The following is an 18,567-nucleotide window of genomic DNA, read 5'->3' on the forward strand; positions in this document are numbered from 1 at the left end:
TTTATTGCTGATTATCGTGTAAGGTAAATCCATCCTTCATAAGCAGGAGTTCCATTTCCTAAATCAATTTGATAATAGTATGAGGACTCTGGAAGCGGATTGCTAGAACCTTTATAATGACCATTCCAATCATTTTTGTATCCTTTGGCACTGAATACTTCAGAACCCCATCTGTTGAATACTTTTACTACAGAATTTGGATAGTTCGTGATGTTGATAATTTGCCAAGTATCATTGACTCCGTCGCCGTTTGGTGTAAAGGCTTGAGAAATATTGATTTCTGTCAAGTCGCAAACGTCTCCGATTCCATCTTTGTCGATATCTTCCTGACCTGGGTTATAGGTGAATGGACAGTTGTCTGATTCGTTTAGAACACCGTCATTATCGTAATCGTCGTCGCAAGCATCGCCAATTCCGTCGTTGTCAGTATCAATCTGATCTGGGTTGGAAGTAAGCGGACAGTTGTCTATAGAATCTTCAATACCGTCGTTGTCATCGTCAGAATCACAGTTGTCTGGTATTCCATCGCCATCATTATCGCCAAAAGTATTGATTACGGTAACGATAGCTTCAGCTTCTGAAACATTTCCATGAACGTCTGTAATGGTCATTGTCACGAAGTTGGTTCCCGTTTCGCCACAGTTAAATGCGGTCTGGCTTATTGCAATAGAGGCGATGCCGCAATTATCTGAAGAGCCATTATTAATATCCATAGCGGTAACATACGCCATTCCTTCTGCGTCAAGAGAAATGGTTACGTCTTGTGTAATTGCAAATGGAGCCATTGCATCTTGAACGGTTACTATAGCCGTATTCGAAGCTGTATTTCCGTTAACATCAGTTACTGTTAAAGTCACTGTGTTTGGACCCACGTTTGTACAGTTAAAACTTGTTACATCTAGTGTATAAGTTGCAATCGCGCAATTATCTGTAGATCCATTATTAACCTGGGCTGGAGCAATTGTCACCTGTCCATTTACATCTAACTGGACTGTGATATTCTGCGTAATTACTGTCGGAACAATAGAATCAACTACAGTTACGATTGCTGTATTTGAAGCTGTATTTCCGTTTACGTCAGTTGCTGTTAAAGTCACGGTATTTGTACCTACGTTAGCACAATTAAAACTTGTTGCATCCAGTGCATACGTTGCAATAGTACAATTGTCTGATGAGCCATTGTTGATCTGGGCTGGAGTAATCGTTGCTTGTCCGTTAGCGTCTAACTGAACAGTGATGTTCTGAGTGATTACTGTCGGAGCGATCAAATCTTGAACGGTTACAATAGCCGTGTTAGAAGAAACGTTTCCACTTGCATCTGTTGCTGTAAGGGTTACTGTGTTCGCCCCCACATTGGCACAAGTAAAGTCAGAAATGTCAAGAGTATACACGACATCTGAACAATTGTCTGAAGAAACATTGTTTATTTGAGCAGGAGTGATTACCGCTTGTCCGTTTGCATCCAATTGAACCGTGATATTCTGCGTAATTACTGTCGGTGCAATTTGATCGACTACCGTTACGATAGCTGTTTGCGTTGAAACGTTTCCGTTGACATCAGCTACCGTAAGTGTTACTGTGTTTGGACCAACGTTTGTACAGTCAAAACTTGTTGCATCTAGCGTATAAGTTGCAATAGCACAATTGTCTGTAGAGCCATTGTTGATCTGAGCAGGAGTAATTGTAGCTTGTCCGTTAGCATCTAATTGGACAGTGATGTTTTGTATAATTACTGTCGGAGCAATTTGGTCAACTATAGTTACGATTGCTGTATTTGAAGCAGCATTTCCATAATTGTCTATTACGGTAAGCGTCACTGTGTTTGGACCCACATTCGTGCAATTGAAAGCAGTTATGTCAAGAGCATACGAAGCAATACCACAATTATCTGTCGAACTATTGTTGATTTGAGCAGGAGTAATTGTTGCTTGTCCAGCAGCGTCTAGTTGTACTGTAATGTTTTGAGTAACTACAGTAGGAGCCATCATGTCGGCAACAGTAATTATAGCTGTTGTAGAAGCATAATTTCCGTTTACATCAACACCAAATAGCGTAATCGTGTTTGTAGATCCAATATCTGAGCAATTAAAGAAAGAACGAGAGATTCCCATTGTTTCGATAGCGCAGTTGTCAAAAGAACCATTGTTTACGTCTGCAATAGTCAAGGTATATTCGCCATTGATATTTAGATGAACCGTCACGTTTTGAGCAATCATTGTTGGAAGGATGTTATCTTCAACAGTTACTACAGCAGTATTTGAAGTCACATTTCCATTGACATCTGTTACGGTCAAAGTCACTGTGTTTGGACCCACATTTGTACAGTCGAAACTTGTTATGTCTGAAGCATACGTTGCAATAGCGCAATTGTCAAATGAACCGTTGTTTATTTGTGCAGGCGTGATTGTTGCCTGACCATTAGCATCTAATTGTACCGTAATATTTTGTGTAAGAACAGTAGGGTTGATATTGTCTTCTACTGTTACTACAGCGGTATTCGAAGCGGAATTTCCATAGATATCTGTCACAGTCAAGATTACGGTATTTGGACCTACGTTTGTACAGTCGAAAGCTGTCTTATCTAATGAATAAGTCGCAATGGCACAGTTGTCAGTCGATACATTGTTGATTTGTGCAGGCGTAATCGTTGCCTGACCGTTTGTATCTAATTCAATAGTGATATTTTGGGTCAATACTATAGGGGCCATAACATCTTCTACATTCACGACAGCGGTATTTGAAGCCGAATTTCCGTTAACGTCCGTTACAGTCAGGGTTACGGTATTCGGTCCAACGTTTGTACAGTCGAAACTTGTTATGTCTAAAGCATAAGTCGCGATAGTACAGTTGTCAGTCGATGTATTGTCAATCTGAGCCGGAGTAATCGTAGCCTGTCCGTTGGCATCTAGCTGAACAGTGATATTCTGCATAAGCACGATTGGAGCGATTGAATCTTCCACAGTTACTACTGCAGTATTTGAAGCCGAGTTTCCGTTTACGTCAGTCACAGTCAAGGTTACGGTATTAGGACCTACTTTTGTACAGTCAAAAGCCGTAGTGTCTAAAGCGTAAGTCGCGATAGTACAGTTGTCAGTCGATGCGTTGTCAATCTGTGCAGGAGTAATTGTAGCCTGTCCATTGACATCTAATTGTACCGTAATATTCTGCGTAAGCACGATCGGCGCGATTGAATCTTCCACAGTTACTACTGCAGTATTTGAAGCCGAGTTTCCGTTTACGTCAGTCACAGTCAAGGTTACGGTATTCGGTCCAACGTTTGTACAGTCAAAAGCCGTAGTGTCTAAAGCATAAGTCGCGATAGTACAGTTGTCGGTTGATGCGTTGTCAATCTGCGCAGGAGTAATCATAGCCTGTCCGTTGGCATCTAGCTGAACGGTGATATTCTGAGTAAGCACGATCGGCGCGATTGAATCTTCTACAGTTACTACAGCGGTATTCGAAGCTGAATTTCCGTTTACGTCAGTCACCGTCAAGGTTACGGTATTCGGACCTACGTTTGTACAGTCAAAAGCCGTGTCGTCTAAAGCATAAGTCGCGATAGCGCAGTTGTCAGTCGACGCGTTGTTAATCTGTGCAGGCGTGATTGTAGCCTGTCCGTTGGCATCTAGCTGAACGGTGATATTCTGTGTAAGCACGATCGGCGCGATTGAATCTTCGACAGTTACTATGGCAGTATTTGAAGCTGAATTGCCACTAGCATCTGTTCCTGTCAAAGTCACGGTATTCGATCCTACATTTGTACAGTCAAAAGCCGTGTTGTCTAAAGCATAAGTTACGATAGCACAATTGTCGAAAGAACCATTATTTACAGCTGCAGGAACAATTACTGCTTGTCCATTAGCATCTAATTGAACCGTAATGTTCTGAGTGATGATTGTTGGATTTATAGTATCTTGAATCGTTACAACAGCTGTTGAAGTTCCTACATTTCCATGAATATCTGTCACCGATAATGTTACCGTGTTTGCTCCAGTTTCAGAACAATTAAAAGTAGTTTTGCTTAACGAATAAGAAGCAATACCGCAATTGTCTGTTGAACCATTGTTGATTTGGGCAGGAGTAATCGTAGCTTGGCCATTTGCGTCTAGCTGTACTGTAATGTTTTGAGTAATTACATTAGGAGCCATTACGTCGGCTACAGTTACAACTGCGGTAGCCGCACCTAAATTACCTGAAGGATCATTCCCAAAAAGTGTAATGGTGAAACTTTGTCCAGCATCAGCACAGGTAAATAAAGCTCTGGTAATTCCGAGATTAGAAATACTGCAATTGTCATAAGAACCATTGTTTACTTCTGAAGGGACTAAATTATAAATACCGGCCGCATTTAGATGTACGGTGATATTTTGGGTAATAATAGTCGGATTTGTAGTGTCTTGAACCGTTACTATTGCTGTTGAAGAAGAAGTATTTCCGCTAGCATCAGTGGCTGTAAGCGTTACTGTATTTGGACCTAGATTAGAACAGTTGAACGTGCTTGGACTTACTGTTAATGAAGTAATTCCTACGTTGTCAAAAGAACCGTTGTTTACTTGGGCAGGAGTTAGGACCACTTGACCATTGGCAGCAATTGATGCAGTTGTGTTTTGTGTTATTACTGTTGGAGCGATATTATCAATAACCGTTACGGTTGATGTTGCCGTGCCAACATTTCCTTTTGCATCAGTTACAGTCAATGTTACTGTATTGGCTCCAAGATTTGTTCCGTTGAAAGTAAGCGGCGAAGCTGTAATAGTAGCAATACCGCAATTGTCAGACGAACCATTGTTTATAGCCGCAGTTGTTGTTGAGCCTTGCCCGTTTGTTCCTAAATAAACAGTAACGTTTTGGGCAATAGCTGTAGGATTTACAGTATCGTTAAAAGTAACATTAAATGTTCTTGTAGCGGTAGAACCATCGCCGTCTGTTACTGTTAAAGTTACGGTTGAAGTTCCGAATTGTCCCGTTACAGGAGTGAAATTTATTGTTCTTGTAGCTCCAGTTCCTGAAATCGAAATATTAGCCAAAGGAAGCAAAGCTGTATTCGTAGAGCCAGTAGCCTGAAGCGAAATGTTAGCTACAGGTGATTCACTGTCAGCTACGGTAGCAGTAACTGAACCTGGAGTATTATAGCAATAGCTTTGGTTTGCAATAGCTGAAATTGTAGGAGGCGTGCTTACAATCGATGTTAAGCAGTAGCCATTAAAACTTACTCTGTGTTCGCTTGTAGAACCTCCAGTTGCTGCCGTGAATCCCCAATACGCATACTGATTTCCTAAAATAGTAGTAGGAATATCAATTACAGTATTGAAGATTACCGAGCCTTCATAAGTTACCTTAAACGTTTTTGAAGCAGCAATCCACTCAAAAACAGCATCGTGCCAATTGCCATCTTCTATCTGTCCGGCATTATAATAAGGTGCAAACTCAGAATGAGCTGAAGTGATTTGTGCTTGACCATTTCTTACAATCGCGATATGGTCATTCGAAATAGGATCTGAACCAGGATTGTAATATGTATCAAACTCTACCGCTAGAGAAGGCGTAATGCCTTGATATCCTACTCCGCCTCCCAAAGTGCCTTGGTTGGATGATAAAGGTTGCAATACAAAAGCAAGTCCGTCAGCTCCTGCGTCGGATGAGCCGAAATAAAGCTGCGTACTGATTTTGAAGTTTTCGTTCAAGTCAAGTCTTGCTTTCCCCCAAACAGAACCGAATAGATTGCCTATATTTTCTGTAAGGCGTGCTTCATTTCCGATTAAGATAGCATTTCCATTTGTTATAACGTCTGATGCGTTAAAAGTGTTGCATGGAGTTATGTAGATTGAAAAGCTTGTTGTGGCAGTACAGCTATTGTTGTTTGCTGTTACAGTATAGCTCACAGAAGATTGCGACCCTGTTGGAGTTCCTGAAATGGTTCCATTGGCAGTGTTAAAAGTTAACCCGGCTGGCAAAGCTGGCGAAATACTCCAGTTTGTACTAGCGCCGCCTGTATTTGTAACGGCAATAGGAGTAATCGTCTGGCTTTGATATAAATTATAAGTAGCCGATGCATACGAAATTACAGGGAATTGGTTTACTGTTAGAGTAAAGGTCGTCGTCGCAGTAGCCCCCAATTGGTCAGTAACTGTAAGTGTTATTGTAGCCGTTCCATGTTGGTTGGCTGCTGGCGTTACAGTGACAGTTCTATTTGTACCTGTGCCCCCTAAAATGATATTTGAAACTGGGACAAGAGTTGTATTAGAAGAACTTCTAGTCACTGTCAGGTTGGCTGCAGCAGTTTCAACATCGGCAACTGTAAAGGCTAGGGCTGCAGTTGCTGCATTTGCACATATGGCCTGATTTGTTACAGCTGAAATTGTCGGATTGTTATTTGCTACAGTTGTAAAGGTAACTTGTGGTCCGTAACCAGTTCCTACAGAGTTTGTAGCATAAGCTCTGACATAATAAGTCGTTCCTGAATTCAATCCAGCCATTGAGCTTGTAAATGTGCCAAGACCAGAACCATCCATTGTTACGCTATTTGCAATTGTCGGATTTGTGGAAGTGCTCCAGCAAATTCCTCGTGCCGTAACCGCTTGTCCGCCGTCGGAACCTACGGTTCCTCCTGATGTAGCCGTGATTGCGGTTATTGAACTCGCAGCTGTCGTAGCTGTTACATTTGGAATTGTGTATGCTAGCGTGGTAAACGTAGTGTGGTAAATTGTTGAATAGGCAGGAACGGCATCTCGAGTTACAAAATACAATTCATAAGTTGTATTGGGAGATAGTCCCGTAATCGGAAAAGCAGTTTCAACATTAGCAGGCATAGCAGAGGAACCATGAGCTATTGATGTAACAGATCCGTAATTGGTGCCTGCTTGGATTTGTGCTTCTGTTGGAGCTGTTGAGCCTTGCGGCACGACAATATAATAGCCATTTACAGCATTTTCTGAAGTAGAATTAAAAACAGCTGAGGTATATGTGATGTTATTTACGGCTCCGCTTGCTTGCGCAACATCTTCAATGATATCATCAATATCAGCGATTGTTCCTGCAGCATAATACCAAGTGAATTCATCGCTGGCATTTACGGCTAAATTGTTGAAACGTACATAGAAACCATAAGAGCCATCGGTAGTTCCTGAATTTACTACAGAAGTCTGCGGATTTTGATTGATGACGTTGGTCCAATTGCAACAACTATTTACGATTGTATTTCCTCTTGGAGAATTGGAATAAAAAAGAATAGCCTCGTCATTATTATAAATCTTTAATGCGGCAGAAGGTTGTGAAGGCAAAGTGTTTAATACAAATGCCCCATTTACTAAATTTCCTTTTTGTTTAATGTTATCGTCTGTCAGACCAACAAAATCGTCTCGGGTTCCTACCCAAATCCTAACATTGCTGATTGGTGCTGCACTCACATTTTTTACTTTTACTTTTACTTCGATGTAGCCAGCATTTTGCAAAAGACTAAAAGTATTTTCGACTTCAAGAAGCGAACCACCCACATTTATATTTCCTTTTGATACGACCGTACCATATCCATTTGGAGCGGTAGTATACGTGAATCCTGAATAATCGATCGTTTGGTTGGTCAAGGCTGGATTTTGAACGATGGTTCCATTTAAATTCCATTCACTGGTTCCATCTCCTCCAACTGCATAGGCATTGTCAAGAGCATAATTGCTATATGTCAATTTTCGCCATTGTGCAGCAATTGAGTTGTAATAAAAAGGTTGCTGCATGTTTCCTGTGTTGTTGATAGAGTTTTCTGCACCATTTCCAACACGGAGTTTATTATTGTTGATGATTCTTTGCTGTGCTTCGGCTCCAGAAGAAGTTAAAAGCATAAAAGTTTGTATCGCCAACAAAGCCGTCAAGAATAATTTCTGAAAGTAATTTTTCCTATTTTCCATAAATTAGACTTTATTAATTGTTACTGAAGTTACCGTCCATTCAGAGCTATTTCTGTTAAGCTCTATGTCAGCCCTGACGGCTTTTTTGCTTTGATTTTGGTCATAATTATAAACAAATGACACGCGAGCTGTTTTTTCGTTGATCTCAAACAGCCAAAACAAAAAGTAAGAATCAGGGTGCTGCATGTTGATTTCATTCTTGGATAAAAACACCAAAGATTTTCCGTTTTTTGAAGCATTGATTTCTTTGCCAAATGAAACACCGTGTTGCATAACATAAAGCGGCAGAGCCGTTTTTCCAGGCAAATAACCCTGGAGTTCTTTAAGGTCAATGCATTTTTGCAGTACCTTGTTTTGATCCTCGGGGGATTGTGCATAAGTAGAAGTAGTGCACAAGAGGACCATGAAGAGAATTAGTGATAATTTTCTCATGTTTAATTGATTGGTTAATATTTATTGAAATAGGGGACAGAAACAAAAATCATTGTTTCCAGCAGTTTATCTGTATTCGCTATTTATTAAATAATGAATGTGTTTAGAGGAGTAGCAGTCTGACAACTGTAAACAGAATTATGCCTGTAAAAAGATACAGTAGGAACCGCAGTCGGTAGGGGATTTTTTTTAGCATAGACAATCATGTTAAGAATTATTTTTTGTTTTTTACTTCCGCTGGATATGCTTTCCTTCTCTTATAAACGGATGGGAAAGCCTATTGCCTTGAAAGCGCAATTAAAATAGATTGGGGTGTGGTATTTGTTAATGTTGTGACAAATTAAGCCTATAATTATGCGAAAAGACTTGAAAAGGATATAGATAAAATATAGACAACGGTATTTTTAGAAGAAGAAAATTAATATGTAACTATTTGATTTTAATGCTGTTATGATTTAATCTATATTTTGTCTATAAAACAACAAAACCAAACACATAATTTTTACGTATTAAAAAGTCATAATGACTTTTTAAACTTCCCGTTTTTTGATTTTTTGCAGTTCGTCGAAGAAATAAGGAAGTTCGTCGTTTTTTTTATTTTGACGATAGCTTTTTGTTTTTGTTTATTTCAAAAAAATACAAAAATCACGTAATAAAAAAGCCTGCATTTAGCAGGCTTTTTTATTAGATGAAAATTTCAGTTTAGATTTCTGAAATTATTTTTTCAAATTCATTGTCATCTTGAATTTGTATTTTTTTCTTGATACGGTACTTTTTTGTAATCACGCTTTCATGCGAGATTTGGAGCAGGGTAGCAATTTCTTTATTCGAAAGATTCAATTTTAGTAAAGAGCAGAAATTGATATCATTCTTGGTCAGTATAGGAAAGCGTTCTTGAAGCTTACCTTTAAAGTCAGGATGTATCTGCCCAAATTTAATTGAAAACTCTTTCCAGTAGTCTTTTTGCTTTATGAGTTGTTGTAATGAAGATTTGACAGTATTCGATTTCGGATCAGCATTTGAAGATTCGCTTTCAATGATGGAAGAAATTTGATCCTGCAAATTGGCAAGCTGCAAAGTCATAGATGTTAATTCTTGTTCGCGAAGCTGTATGATCTGTTTTTGATTATCGGTAATCTTTCTTTTATAGGCATTTCTTTCTAAAAGGTTATTTTTCTCTGCTTCAGATTCTCTCAGTTTTGCTTTTTGCAATTTGTGCTTGAGCCAATAAGCTCTAGAAACAGCAAATCCAGCTATACAAAGAATTAGGATTCCAATTCCAATAACAAAATAGTTTCCTCTTTGGGCTTTCACTTTTTGGTTCAGCAGTTCATTTTTCCTTTTTAAAGAAATATTCTTTTCGTGCTGGATTTCTGTCTGGAATTTTGCTTGTAATTCTTTCGTGATGGTTTCATTATTGGCCTTGGACAAAGAATCTTTGATGGTTATTGCCTTTTCTAATGCCTCGATTCCTTTGTCTTTTATATTAGTATGCTTAAAAGTGACTGCAGACACTTGGTAGAAAAACATTTGGTCTTCTGCATTGAACGTTTTTCTGTTTGGCGAATTTTCTACTAATTTGATGATTCCCAGTGCTTTTTCGAATTCTTCAGTCTGATTCAAAAGCTGGATATATTCGGCGCCAATGAGCATGAATCGAAAAGAATTGGTGTTTTTTATCCCGTCAAATGCTTTTTTGTAATAAATGCTGGAAAGGTCGTATTTTTTTTCCTGTAAAGCTATTTTTCCTAATTTGCTATAAGCCAAGCTTATGAATTCCATGTTGTGAAAATCTTCAAGTCCTTCTGCAGCTTCTAAAAGCACTCTTTTTGCTTTAGAATTGTCTTTGACATACGTTAGGCAATCGCCATAATTGATAAGCGTTAGGTAATAATTTTTTAAATCCTTTACCTCTTTCATCGCCGGGAGGCATTCCTCGTAGAGATCAATAGCAAACTTGAAGTTTTCGACCTTAAAATAAATATTAGCCAGCTTCTGCTTTTGAACCATCAAACTTTTTTTGTCATTCAACTTGCTCAAGATTTCGATGCCTCTCAATAAATATTTTGTGGCAGCTTTATTGTCGATCATATAAGCATAGTTCGAAGCCATTTCTCCATAGACAATCGCTTTTCCTTTTTCATTGTCTAAAGACTCATAAATTTTTAGAGCATCTTCCAGATAATCCAGCGAAGTTTTATAATCTCCTGTATTTCGATAAGCGATAGAAAGATTGATAAGGCTTCCAGCCCTATTTTTGGGATATTTGGCTGATTTTGATACGGCCTTATTAAAAAATATTTTTGCAGAATCGTGCTTAGATGTCAAGCTATAATAAATACCATAATTGTTATAGTTTTTAGAAACAACCGTGTCATGAAGTTGATGATTGTGCTTTAGCATTATGTCAAGATAAACCTTGGCACTGTCTGGTTTTGAAAAAATGAACTGGGTAATTCGCTCTTGTGTTTTTACGGGGTCAAATGGTTTGTTTTGTGCAAAAATTCCCATGGGGATGAGAAGAAAAAATACTTTTTTTATCATAAGTGGTAGTAATAAAAAGAATAAGTTTTTGAATTATGTTAAAGTTATAAAAAGGGGCAGTAAAATTAGAATTAATTACAATACTAAATAAAGTGCGCTTGTTAAATTGTTTGTATTTTTGGGTTAAATCACAAAAAGGTAATGAAATAAAATTTATGTCAATATCTATAGGCTTATCATGAGATTTTAAATTTTTTTATATTTAGAAATTGAATGATACTATAATGTGTTATAATGTTAAAAAGCCTTACTTTTGCCAAGATTTATACTATAGTAAATGGTGTTTATTAGGATGAACGTCATTAAGAATATATTGATATTCTCCCTAAAAAGAGCAGTAATAATGATAATTTGCTGTTCAAAATTTAAATTAATTGCAATAAGAACAAAAAATAAGAATGAAGATAACAAAGATTTGCTGTATTGGTGCAGGATATGTAGGAGGGCCAACTATGGCCGTTATTGCGCAAAAATGTCCTGATATTAAAGTTACTGTTGTTGATTTGAATGAAGCAAGAATAGCTGCTTGGAATGATAAAGACACCAATAATATTCCAATATATGAACCAGGGCTCGCAGAAGTCGTAGCCGAAGCCAGAGGTAGAAATTTGTTTTTCTCTACAGAAGTTGAAAAAGCTATCGACGAAGCAGAAATGATTTTCATATCGGTAAATACGCCTACAAAAACCTACGGTTCTGGTAAAGGAATGGCGGCTGACTTAAAATATATTGAGCTTTGTGCTAGACAGATAGCAAGAGTTTCAAAATCAAATAAAATTGTTGTCGAAAAATCGACACTTCCGGTTCGTACAGCGGAAGCCATCAAGAATATTTTGGACAATACTGGAAATGGCGTCCGTTTTCAGATTCTTTCTAATCCAGAGTTTTTGGCTGAAGGAACAGCCGTACAAGATTTATTAAATCCAGATAGGATTTTAATAGGTGGCGATACAACAGAAGAAGGGCAGCATGCGATAAACGCTCTTGTAGATGTATATGCAAACTGGGTAGCAAAAGAGAAAATTTTGACAACCAATCTTTGGTCTTCAGAGTTGTCTAAACTGACAGCAAATGCTTTCTTAGCACAAAGAGTGTCTTCTATAAACGCATTGTCAGAACTATGTGAAAAGACAGGTGCTGATGTCAGCGAAGTAGCCAAAGCTATTGGAATGGACAGCAGAATTGGACCTAAGTTTTTAAAAGCTTCAGTAGGATTTGGCGGTTCTTGTTTTCAAAAAGACATCTTGAATCTAGTCTATATTGCTAAAGCGTATGGCTTAAACGAAGTAGCCGATTATTGGGAACAAGTGATTATCATGAACGATCACCAAAAAAGAAGATTTTCGCATAAAATTGTTACTACGCTTTATAACACTGTTTCAGGAAAAAAGATTGCTTTCTTGGGTTGGGCTTTTAAAAAAGACACAAACGATACAAGAGAATCAGCTGCGATATATGTAGCAGATGACTTGATTAATGAGCAAGCTGAACTTCATGTTTTTGATCCAAAAGTAGCCGAAGGACAGATACTTTCAGACTTAAATTATTTAGATTCAAGAACTGCTGAAGAAAATAGGCAGCAGCTAACTGTAGCTGCCTCGCCTTATGAAGCTTGCAAAGATGCCCATGCTATTGCTGTTTTGACAGAATGGGATGAATTCCGTGATTATGACTGGAAAAAAATCTATGACAATATGATGAAGCCAGCCTTTGTGTTTGACGGAAGAAATATTCTAGATGCAAAACAATTAACAGAAATCGGCTTTATATACAAAGGAATTGGTTCATAAAATCAGAAAGATGAAACATATACTAATTACGGGAGGAGCTGGTTTTATTGGCTCTCATGTTGTCAGAAGATTTGTGAAGAGTTATCCTCAATACCATATCTTTAATCTCGATGCCTTGACCTATGCGGGAAATCTTGAGAATATTGCCGATATTGAAAATGAACAGAACTATACTTTTATAAAAGGTGATATCGTAGATGCCGATTTTATAAACGACTTGTTTGCAAAACACCAGTTTGAAGGCGTATTGCACTTGGCAGCAGAATCACATGTAGATCGTTCCATAACCGATCCTTTAGCATTTGTAAAGACAAACGTTATCGGCACAATGAACCTTTTGAACGCCTTTAAGGAAACCTGGAAAGGAAATTTCGAAGGAAAACGTTTTTATCATATCAGTACCGATGAGGTGTATGGAAGCTTAGGAGAAGAGGGATTGTTTACAGAAACTACTCCATACGATCCAAACTCACCTTATTCTGCATCAAAAGCAAGTTCCGATCATTTTGTTCGTGCTTATGGAGAAACGTATGGTATGCCGTACGTCTTGACAAACTGCTCGAACAACTACGGGCCGAACCACTTCCCTGAAAAATTAATACCGCTTTTCATCAATAATATTATCAATAATAAATCCTTGCCCGTTTATGGTGATGGAAATTATACACGCGATTGGCTTTTCGTAGAAGACCATGCAGTCGGAATCGATTTGGTCTTCCATGAAGGTAAGAATCATGAAACCTATAATATTGGAGGATTTAACGAGTGGAAAAATATTGATCTAGTAAAATTACTCTGCAAGATTATGGACAGCAAGCTCGGAAGGCCAGAAGGAACTTCTGAAAAACTGATTACGTACGTAAAAGACCGTCCAGGGCACGATTTGCGCTATGCTATCGATGCCTCAAAAATAAACAAAGAGTTAGGTTGGAAACCTTCCGTAACATTTGAGCAAGGTTTAGAAAAAACCATCGATTGGTATTTGTCAAATGAAGATTGGTTGAAAAATGTAACTAGCGGAGAATACAGCAAATATTACGAAAAGCAATATAACTAGTCATTCCAAGATTCCAATTGCAAAATACATTGAAATGAAAATTGAAAATACGCCAATAGAAGATTTGCTAGTCATTACTCCAAAAGTATTTGAAGACGAAAGAGGCTATTTCTTCGAATCTTATAATGAAGCACTATTCAGAGAAAACGGCATTGATATAAAGTTTATTCAGGACAATCAGTCCTTTTCAAAATATGGAGTCATCAGAGGACTTCACTTACAGTTGCCACCTTTTGCTCAGACAAAATTAGTGCGTGTTTTGCAAGGCGAAATTTTAGACGTTGCCGTAGATATCAGAAAAGATTCTAAAACGTACGGACAACATTTCAGCATTCTTTTATCTGACGCAAACAAGAAACAGTTGTTGATACCGCAAGGTTTCGCACACGGTTTTTCGGTTTTGAGTCCTACGGCAGTTGTTTCTTATAAAGTAGACCAGCTTTATGATAAGAATAGCGAAAGAGGAATTCGTTTTGATGATCCAAGCTTAAATATTGATTGGAAAATCGATAGTAAGGAATGCATCGTTTCAGCAAAAGATCAAATTCTTGGCGGACTGAAAGATTTAGAGTAGGAGCATGTATATGAAAAAAATACTAATAACAGGTTCAAACGGACAAGTAGGAAGTGAGCTGAGGATTTTGGCTTCTCACTATCCTGCGTTTGATTTTGTTTTTGTAGACAGGTCTGATTTTTCTCTTGAAAATGAAGCAGAAATAACGACTTTTTTGAATAGCACGAAAGCTGATTACATTATCAATTGTGCCGCTTATACAGCAGTAGACAAAGCAGAAACAGAAATAGAACTTGCAGATTTAATCAATCACAAAGCTGTTGGCATTATAGCCCAATGGTGTTTTCAGAATAATTGCAAGCTAATTCATATTTCGACAGACTATGTTTTTGATGGCACATCAGCTGTTCCTTTAAAAGAAAATGACCAGACAAATCCTCAAAGCCAATACGGCAGGACAAAATTATTAGGCGAGTTAGTCTGTTTGAAAAATAATCCAGATAGCATTATTATCAGGACTTCGTGGGTTTATTCAGAATTCGGTAACAATTTTGTGAAAACGATGTTGCGATTAATGAAAGAACGCGATTCGATAAACGTTGTCAATGACCAAATCGGAAGCCCAACGTATGCGAAAGATTTGGCCGAAGCTATACTAAAAATTATAACATCTGAAGATTGGCATGAAGGTATTTATAATTTTTCAAATGAAGGAAAAATAAGCTGGTTTGAGTTTGCTTTGGCTATTAAAGAAATTTCCAAAAGCAACTGTGAGGTGAAAGGAATTCCTTCAACGGAATATCCGACTCCCGCAAAAAGGCCGGCCTATTCATTATTAGATAAGACTAAGATTAAAGAAGTTTACAAAATAGAAATTTCAGATTACAAGCATAGCTTAGAGAAATGCTTAGACAATATAAATAAAAACAATAAGTTTTAGGTATACTAAAAGCTTAAAAATACAAGTATGAAAGGGATAATATTAGCTGGAGGTTCGGGAACAAGACTGTATCCTTTGACAAGATCCATATCAAAGCAATTAATGGCGATTTATGACAAGCCGATGATTTATTATCCGCTTTCTGTTCTGATGTTGGCAGGAATTGACGAAGTTTTGGTGATATCGACTCCTCATGATTTGCCTAACTTCAGAAATCTTTTAGGAGATGGAGATGATTTCGGGATAAAGATCGAATATGCTGAACAGCCAAGTCCCGATGGATTGGCCCAAGCTTTCATTATAGGCGAAAAATTTATCGGATCAGATGACGTCTGTCTAATTTTAGGAGATAATATTTTTTATGGCCATGGTTTGACAGATTTGCTTAAAACAGCTGTTAAAAACGTTCAGATTGAGAAAAAAGCTACCGTTTTTGGATATTATGTGCAAGATCCAGAACGTTATGGAGTAGCCGAATTTGATAAGTCCGGAAATGTAATTTCAATCGAAGAAAAACCTAAAGAAGCAAAAAGCAATTATGCTGTTGTGGGATTGTATTTTTATCCGAACTCAGTCGTAAACATTGCAAAAACAATAAAGCCTAGCAATAGGGGAGAATTAGAAATTACGACGGTGAATCAAGACTACTTACATTCAAAAAATCTAAAAGTAGAACTAATGGGACGCGGTTACGCCTGGCTAGATACAGGAACCCATGAATCATTATTAGAAGCCTCGAACTTTATCCAGACTATTGAAAAAAGACAAGGGCTTAAGGTGGCTTGTCTAGAAGAAATTGCTTTTGAAATGGGCTATATCACAAAAGAAAAATTGATTGATCTAGCAACTCCATTACAAAAGAATGAATATGGGCAGTATTTGTTGCGATTGGCGAATAAAAAGTAAATTGCAGAAGAAAAGTACCTTAAGAAATAAAAAGTCAGGTAGCTTTTGTATATTGACATGAAAAATAATTATTTCAGAATAGTAAGAAACGGTAAAGAAAATGTCGAAGATACTAATAACGGGGGGTGCGGGATTTATAGGATCTAATTTATGCGAATATTTCCTGGAAAAAGGAAATGAGGTTATTTGTTTGGACAATTTTTCGACAGGCCATAAAGATAATATCGCTCCCTTTCTTAGTAATCCAAACTTTAGAATGATAGAGGGTGACATTCGAAATCTGGATATTTGCAGAGAAGCTGTACAAGGCGCGAATTATGTATTACATCAAGCAGCCCTCGGATCAGTGCCACGCTCTATAAATGATCCTATAACAAGCAATGAAGTCAATGTTTCTGGATTTTTAAACATGCTTGTTGCTTCTAAAGATGCGAAGATAAAACGCTTTATATATGCGGCAAGTTCCTCTACGTATGGTGATTCTGAAACATTGCCCAAGGTTGAAGATAAAATAGGAAAGCCTTTGTCTCCTTATGCAATTACGAAGTATGTCAACGAATTATACGCAGATATTTTCAGCAAAACCTATGGGTTAGAAACTATTGGTTTGAGGTATTTCAACGTTTTTGGTCGACGTCAAGATCCAAACGGAGCCTATGCAGCGGTTATTCCGTTATTTGTGAAGCAATTTATGAATTATGAAAGCCCTGTGATAAATGGGAACGGAGATTTTTCACGTGATTTTACATACATTGACAATGTAGTACAAATGAATGAAAAAGCCATTCTTGTTACCAATGAAGAAGCACTCAACACAATATATAATACAGCAGTTGGTGATAGGACGACTCTGAATGAATTGGCAGGTTATTTAAAAGAATTTTTGACTATTTTGGATTCAAAAATTGGTTCTGTTGAAATCAAGCACGGACCTAATAGAAAAGGCGATATCCCCCATTCGCTAGCGAGTATTGAAAAAGCTCGAAAATTATTAGGTTATGAACCAACATATAAAATAAGAGAAGGACTAAAAGAAGCTGTAGATTGGTATTGGAAAAATTTAAAATAAGCATCAGTCTAAATAATTTTTGACAAAAGATAAGAACATCGCTAATTTACAGAACAATAGTCGGCAAATAATAAAAATACGTTTCAATGGGTTTAAAAAAAATTGCAATAATTGGTCTAGGTTATGTAGGGTTGCCGCTAGCAAGACTGTTTGCAACAAAATATTCTGTGGTGGGATTTGATATTAATCAAAACAGGATAGATGGTTTGCGGTCAGGTATTGACAGTACTTTAGAAATATCCGATGATTTACTGCAAGAAGTATTGGTAGAAAATTTTGATAATAATCAAAATGGATTGCTGTGCTCTTCTTCCTTACATGATATAGCAGATTGTAATTACTACATTGTTACAGTTCCCACTCCTGTAGACAAAAATAATCGCCCCGATTTGCATCCGCTATATAAGGCAAGTGAAACAGTAGGCAAAGTGTTAAAAAAAGGAGATATCGTTATTTATGAATCCACTGTTTATCCAGGAGTTACTGAAGAAGAGTGTGTGCCTGTTTTGGAAAAAATATCAGGCTTAAAATTTAATATAGATTTTCATGTAGGATATTCTCCAGAACGTATCAATCCAGGCGATAAAGAACATACTGTAGAAAAAATACTTAAAGTGACAGCTGGGTCTACACCCGAAATCGGACAAGAAGTAAATGAATTATACAAATCGGTAATCACTGCAGGCACACATTTGGCACCGTCCATTAAAATTGCCGAGGCAGCAAAAGTAATCGAAAACTCACAAAGAGACATCAATATCGCCTTTGTTAATGAACTGGCAAAAATATTCAACTTATTAGGGATTGATACACATTCTGTTCTTGAAGCAGCAGGAACGAAGTGGAATTTCTTGCCTTTCAAGCCAGGATTGGTAGGAGGACATTGTATAGGAGTTGATCCTTATTATTTGGCACAAAAAGCGCAAGAAGTTGGATACAATCCAGAGATTATCTTGGCAGGAAGAAGATTGAACGACAGCATGGGGGAATATGTGGCATCGCAGGTGGTAAAACTCATGATCAAAAAAGGAATCAAAGTCAACGGCTCAAATCTTTTAATGCTTGGAATTACTTTTAAAGAAAACTGCCCTGACGTAAGGAATACCAAAATTGTGGATATGATCAAAGCTTTTGAAGAATATGAAATATCAGTTACGATTTATGATCCATTAGCGGATCCTTCATCTGTGAAACATGAGTATAACTTAGATGCAACAAATCAATGTCCAAAATATCAGTTTGATGCTATTGTGCTTGGAGTTGCACATGAAGAATTTTTAAACCTAGATTATAAATCACTTCAAGCAGAAAAAAGTATTCTCTATGATGTAAAAGGAGTATTAGGAAATACGGTTGACGGCAGATTGTAAAATTTAAATAATTTATAGCTTGACACAAGCTTAAAAGCAGAATA

The 18,567-nt window shown here is 37.5% G+C and carries 10 protein-coding genes; 7 read left to right on the top strand and 3 right to left on the bottom strand.

The annotated features are described in order from the left end of the window. Positions 1 to 11: 11 nt before the first annotated feature. The 3 genes from OLM56_RS07075 to OLM56_RS07085 form a co-directional block, all read right to left on the bottom strand. On the bottom strand, positions 12 to 7,901 hold the full coding sequence (locus OLM56_RS07075; RefSeq protein WP_264528788.1) for a lectin-like domain-containing protein: 7,890 nt from the start codon (positions 7,899 to 7,901) through the stop codon (positions 12 to 14). Positions 7,902 to 7,904: 3 nt separating this feature from the next. Next, positions 7,905 to 8,333: a hypothetical protein gene (locus tag OLM56_RS07080; RefSeq protein WP_264528789.1), complete on the bottom strand. Its 429-nt coding sequence runs from the start codon at positions 8,331 to 8,333 to the stop codon at positions 7,905 to 7,907. A gap of 702 nt (positions 8,334 to 9,035) precedes the next feature. Continuing rightward, complete coding sequence (locus OLM56_RS07085; RefSeq protein ID WP_264528790.1) at positions 9,036 to 10,877, bottom strand: tetratricopeptide repeat protein; 1,842 nt, start codon at positions 10,875 to 10,877, stop codon at positions 9,036 to 9,038. A 398-nt stretch (positions 10,878 to 11,275) separates the two neighbouring features. Here OLM56_RS07085 and OLM56_RS07090 point away from each other — a divergent pair, with 398 nt between their 5' ends. From OLM56_RS07090 to OLM56_RS07120, 7 genes are all read left to right on the top strand, one after another. Then, the gene (locus OLM56_RS07090; RefSeq protein WP_264528791.1) at positions 11,276 to 12,667 is read left to right on the top strand and encodes a UDP-glucose 6-dehydrogenase; all 1,392 of its coding nucleotides are present in this window, start codon (positions 11,276 to 11,278) and stop codon (positions 12,665 to 12,667) included. A 10-nt stretch (positions 12,668 to 12,677) separates the two neighbouring features. Then, the gene (gene rfbB / locus OLM56_RS07095; RefSeq protein ID WP_264528792.1) at positions 12,678 to 13,724 is read left to right on the top strand and encodes a dTDP-glucose 4,6-dehydratase; all 1,047 of its coding nucleotides are present in this window, start codon (positions 12,678 to 12,680) and stop codon (positions 13,722 to 13,724) included. Between the two features lie 34 nt (positions 13,725 to 13,758). Then, a complete protein-coding gene (gene rfbC, locus OLM56_RS07100) occupies positions 13,759 to 14,298 on the top strand; it encodes a dTDP-4-dehydrorhamnose 3,5-epimerase (RefSeq protein WP_264528793.1) in 540 nt (179 codons plus the stop codon). 10 nt (positions 14,299 to 14,308) lie between these two features. After that, positions 14,309 to 15,178 (top strand): dTDP-4-dehydrorhamnose reductase, encoded by an 870-nt coding sequence (gene rfbD / locus OLM56_RS07105; RefSeq protein WP_264528794.1) that lies wholly within the window; start codon positions 14,309 to 14,311, stop codon positions 15,176 to 15,178. Between the two features lie 27 nt (positions 15,179 to 15,205). Then, on the top strand, positions 15,206 to 16,084 hold the full coding sequence (gene rfbA / locus OLM56_RS07110) for a glucose-1-phosphate thymidylyltransferase RfbA (RefSeq protein ID WP_182494145.1): 879 nt from the start codon (positions 15,206 to 15,208) through the stop codon (positions 16,082 to 16,084). Positions 16,085 to 16,184: 100 nt separating this feature from the next. Next, positions 16,185 to 17,153 (top strand): SDR family oxidoreductase, encoded by a 969-nt coding sequence (locus tag OLM56_RS07115; protein ID WP_264528795.1) that lies wholly within the window; start codon positions 16,185 to 16,187, stop codon positions 17,151 to 17,153. 86 nt (positions 17,154 to 17,239) lie between these two features. Then, positions 17,240 to 18,523, top strand: coding sequence for a nucleotide sugar dehydrogenase (locus OLM56_RS07120; RefSeq protein WP_182494143.1), 1,284 nt, complete (start codon positions 17,240 to 17,242; stop codon positions 18,521 to 18,523). Positions 18,524 to 18,567: the final 44 nt, after the last annotated feature.

Source organism: Flavobacterium sp. N2550 (genome assembly GCF_025947265.1).
Classification (GTDB): Bacteria; Bacteroidota; Bacteroidia; order Flavobacteriales; family Flavobacteriaceae; genus Flavobacterium; species Flavobacterium endophyticum.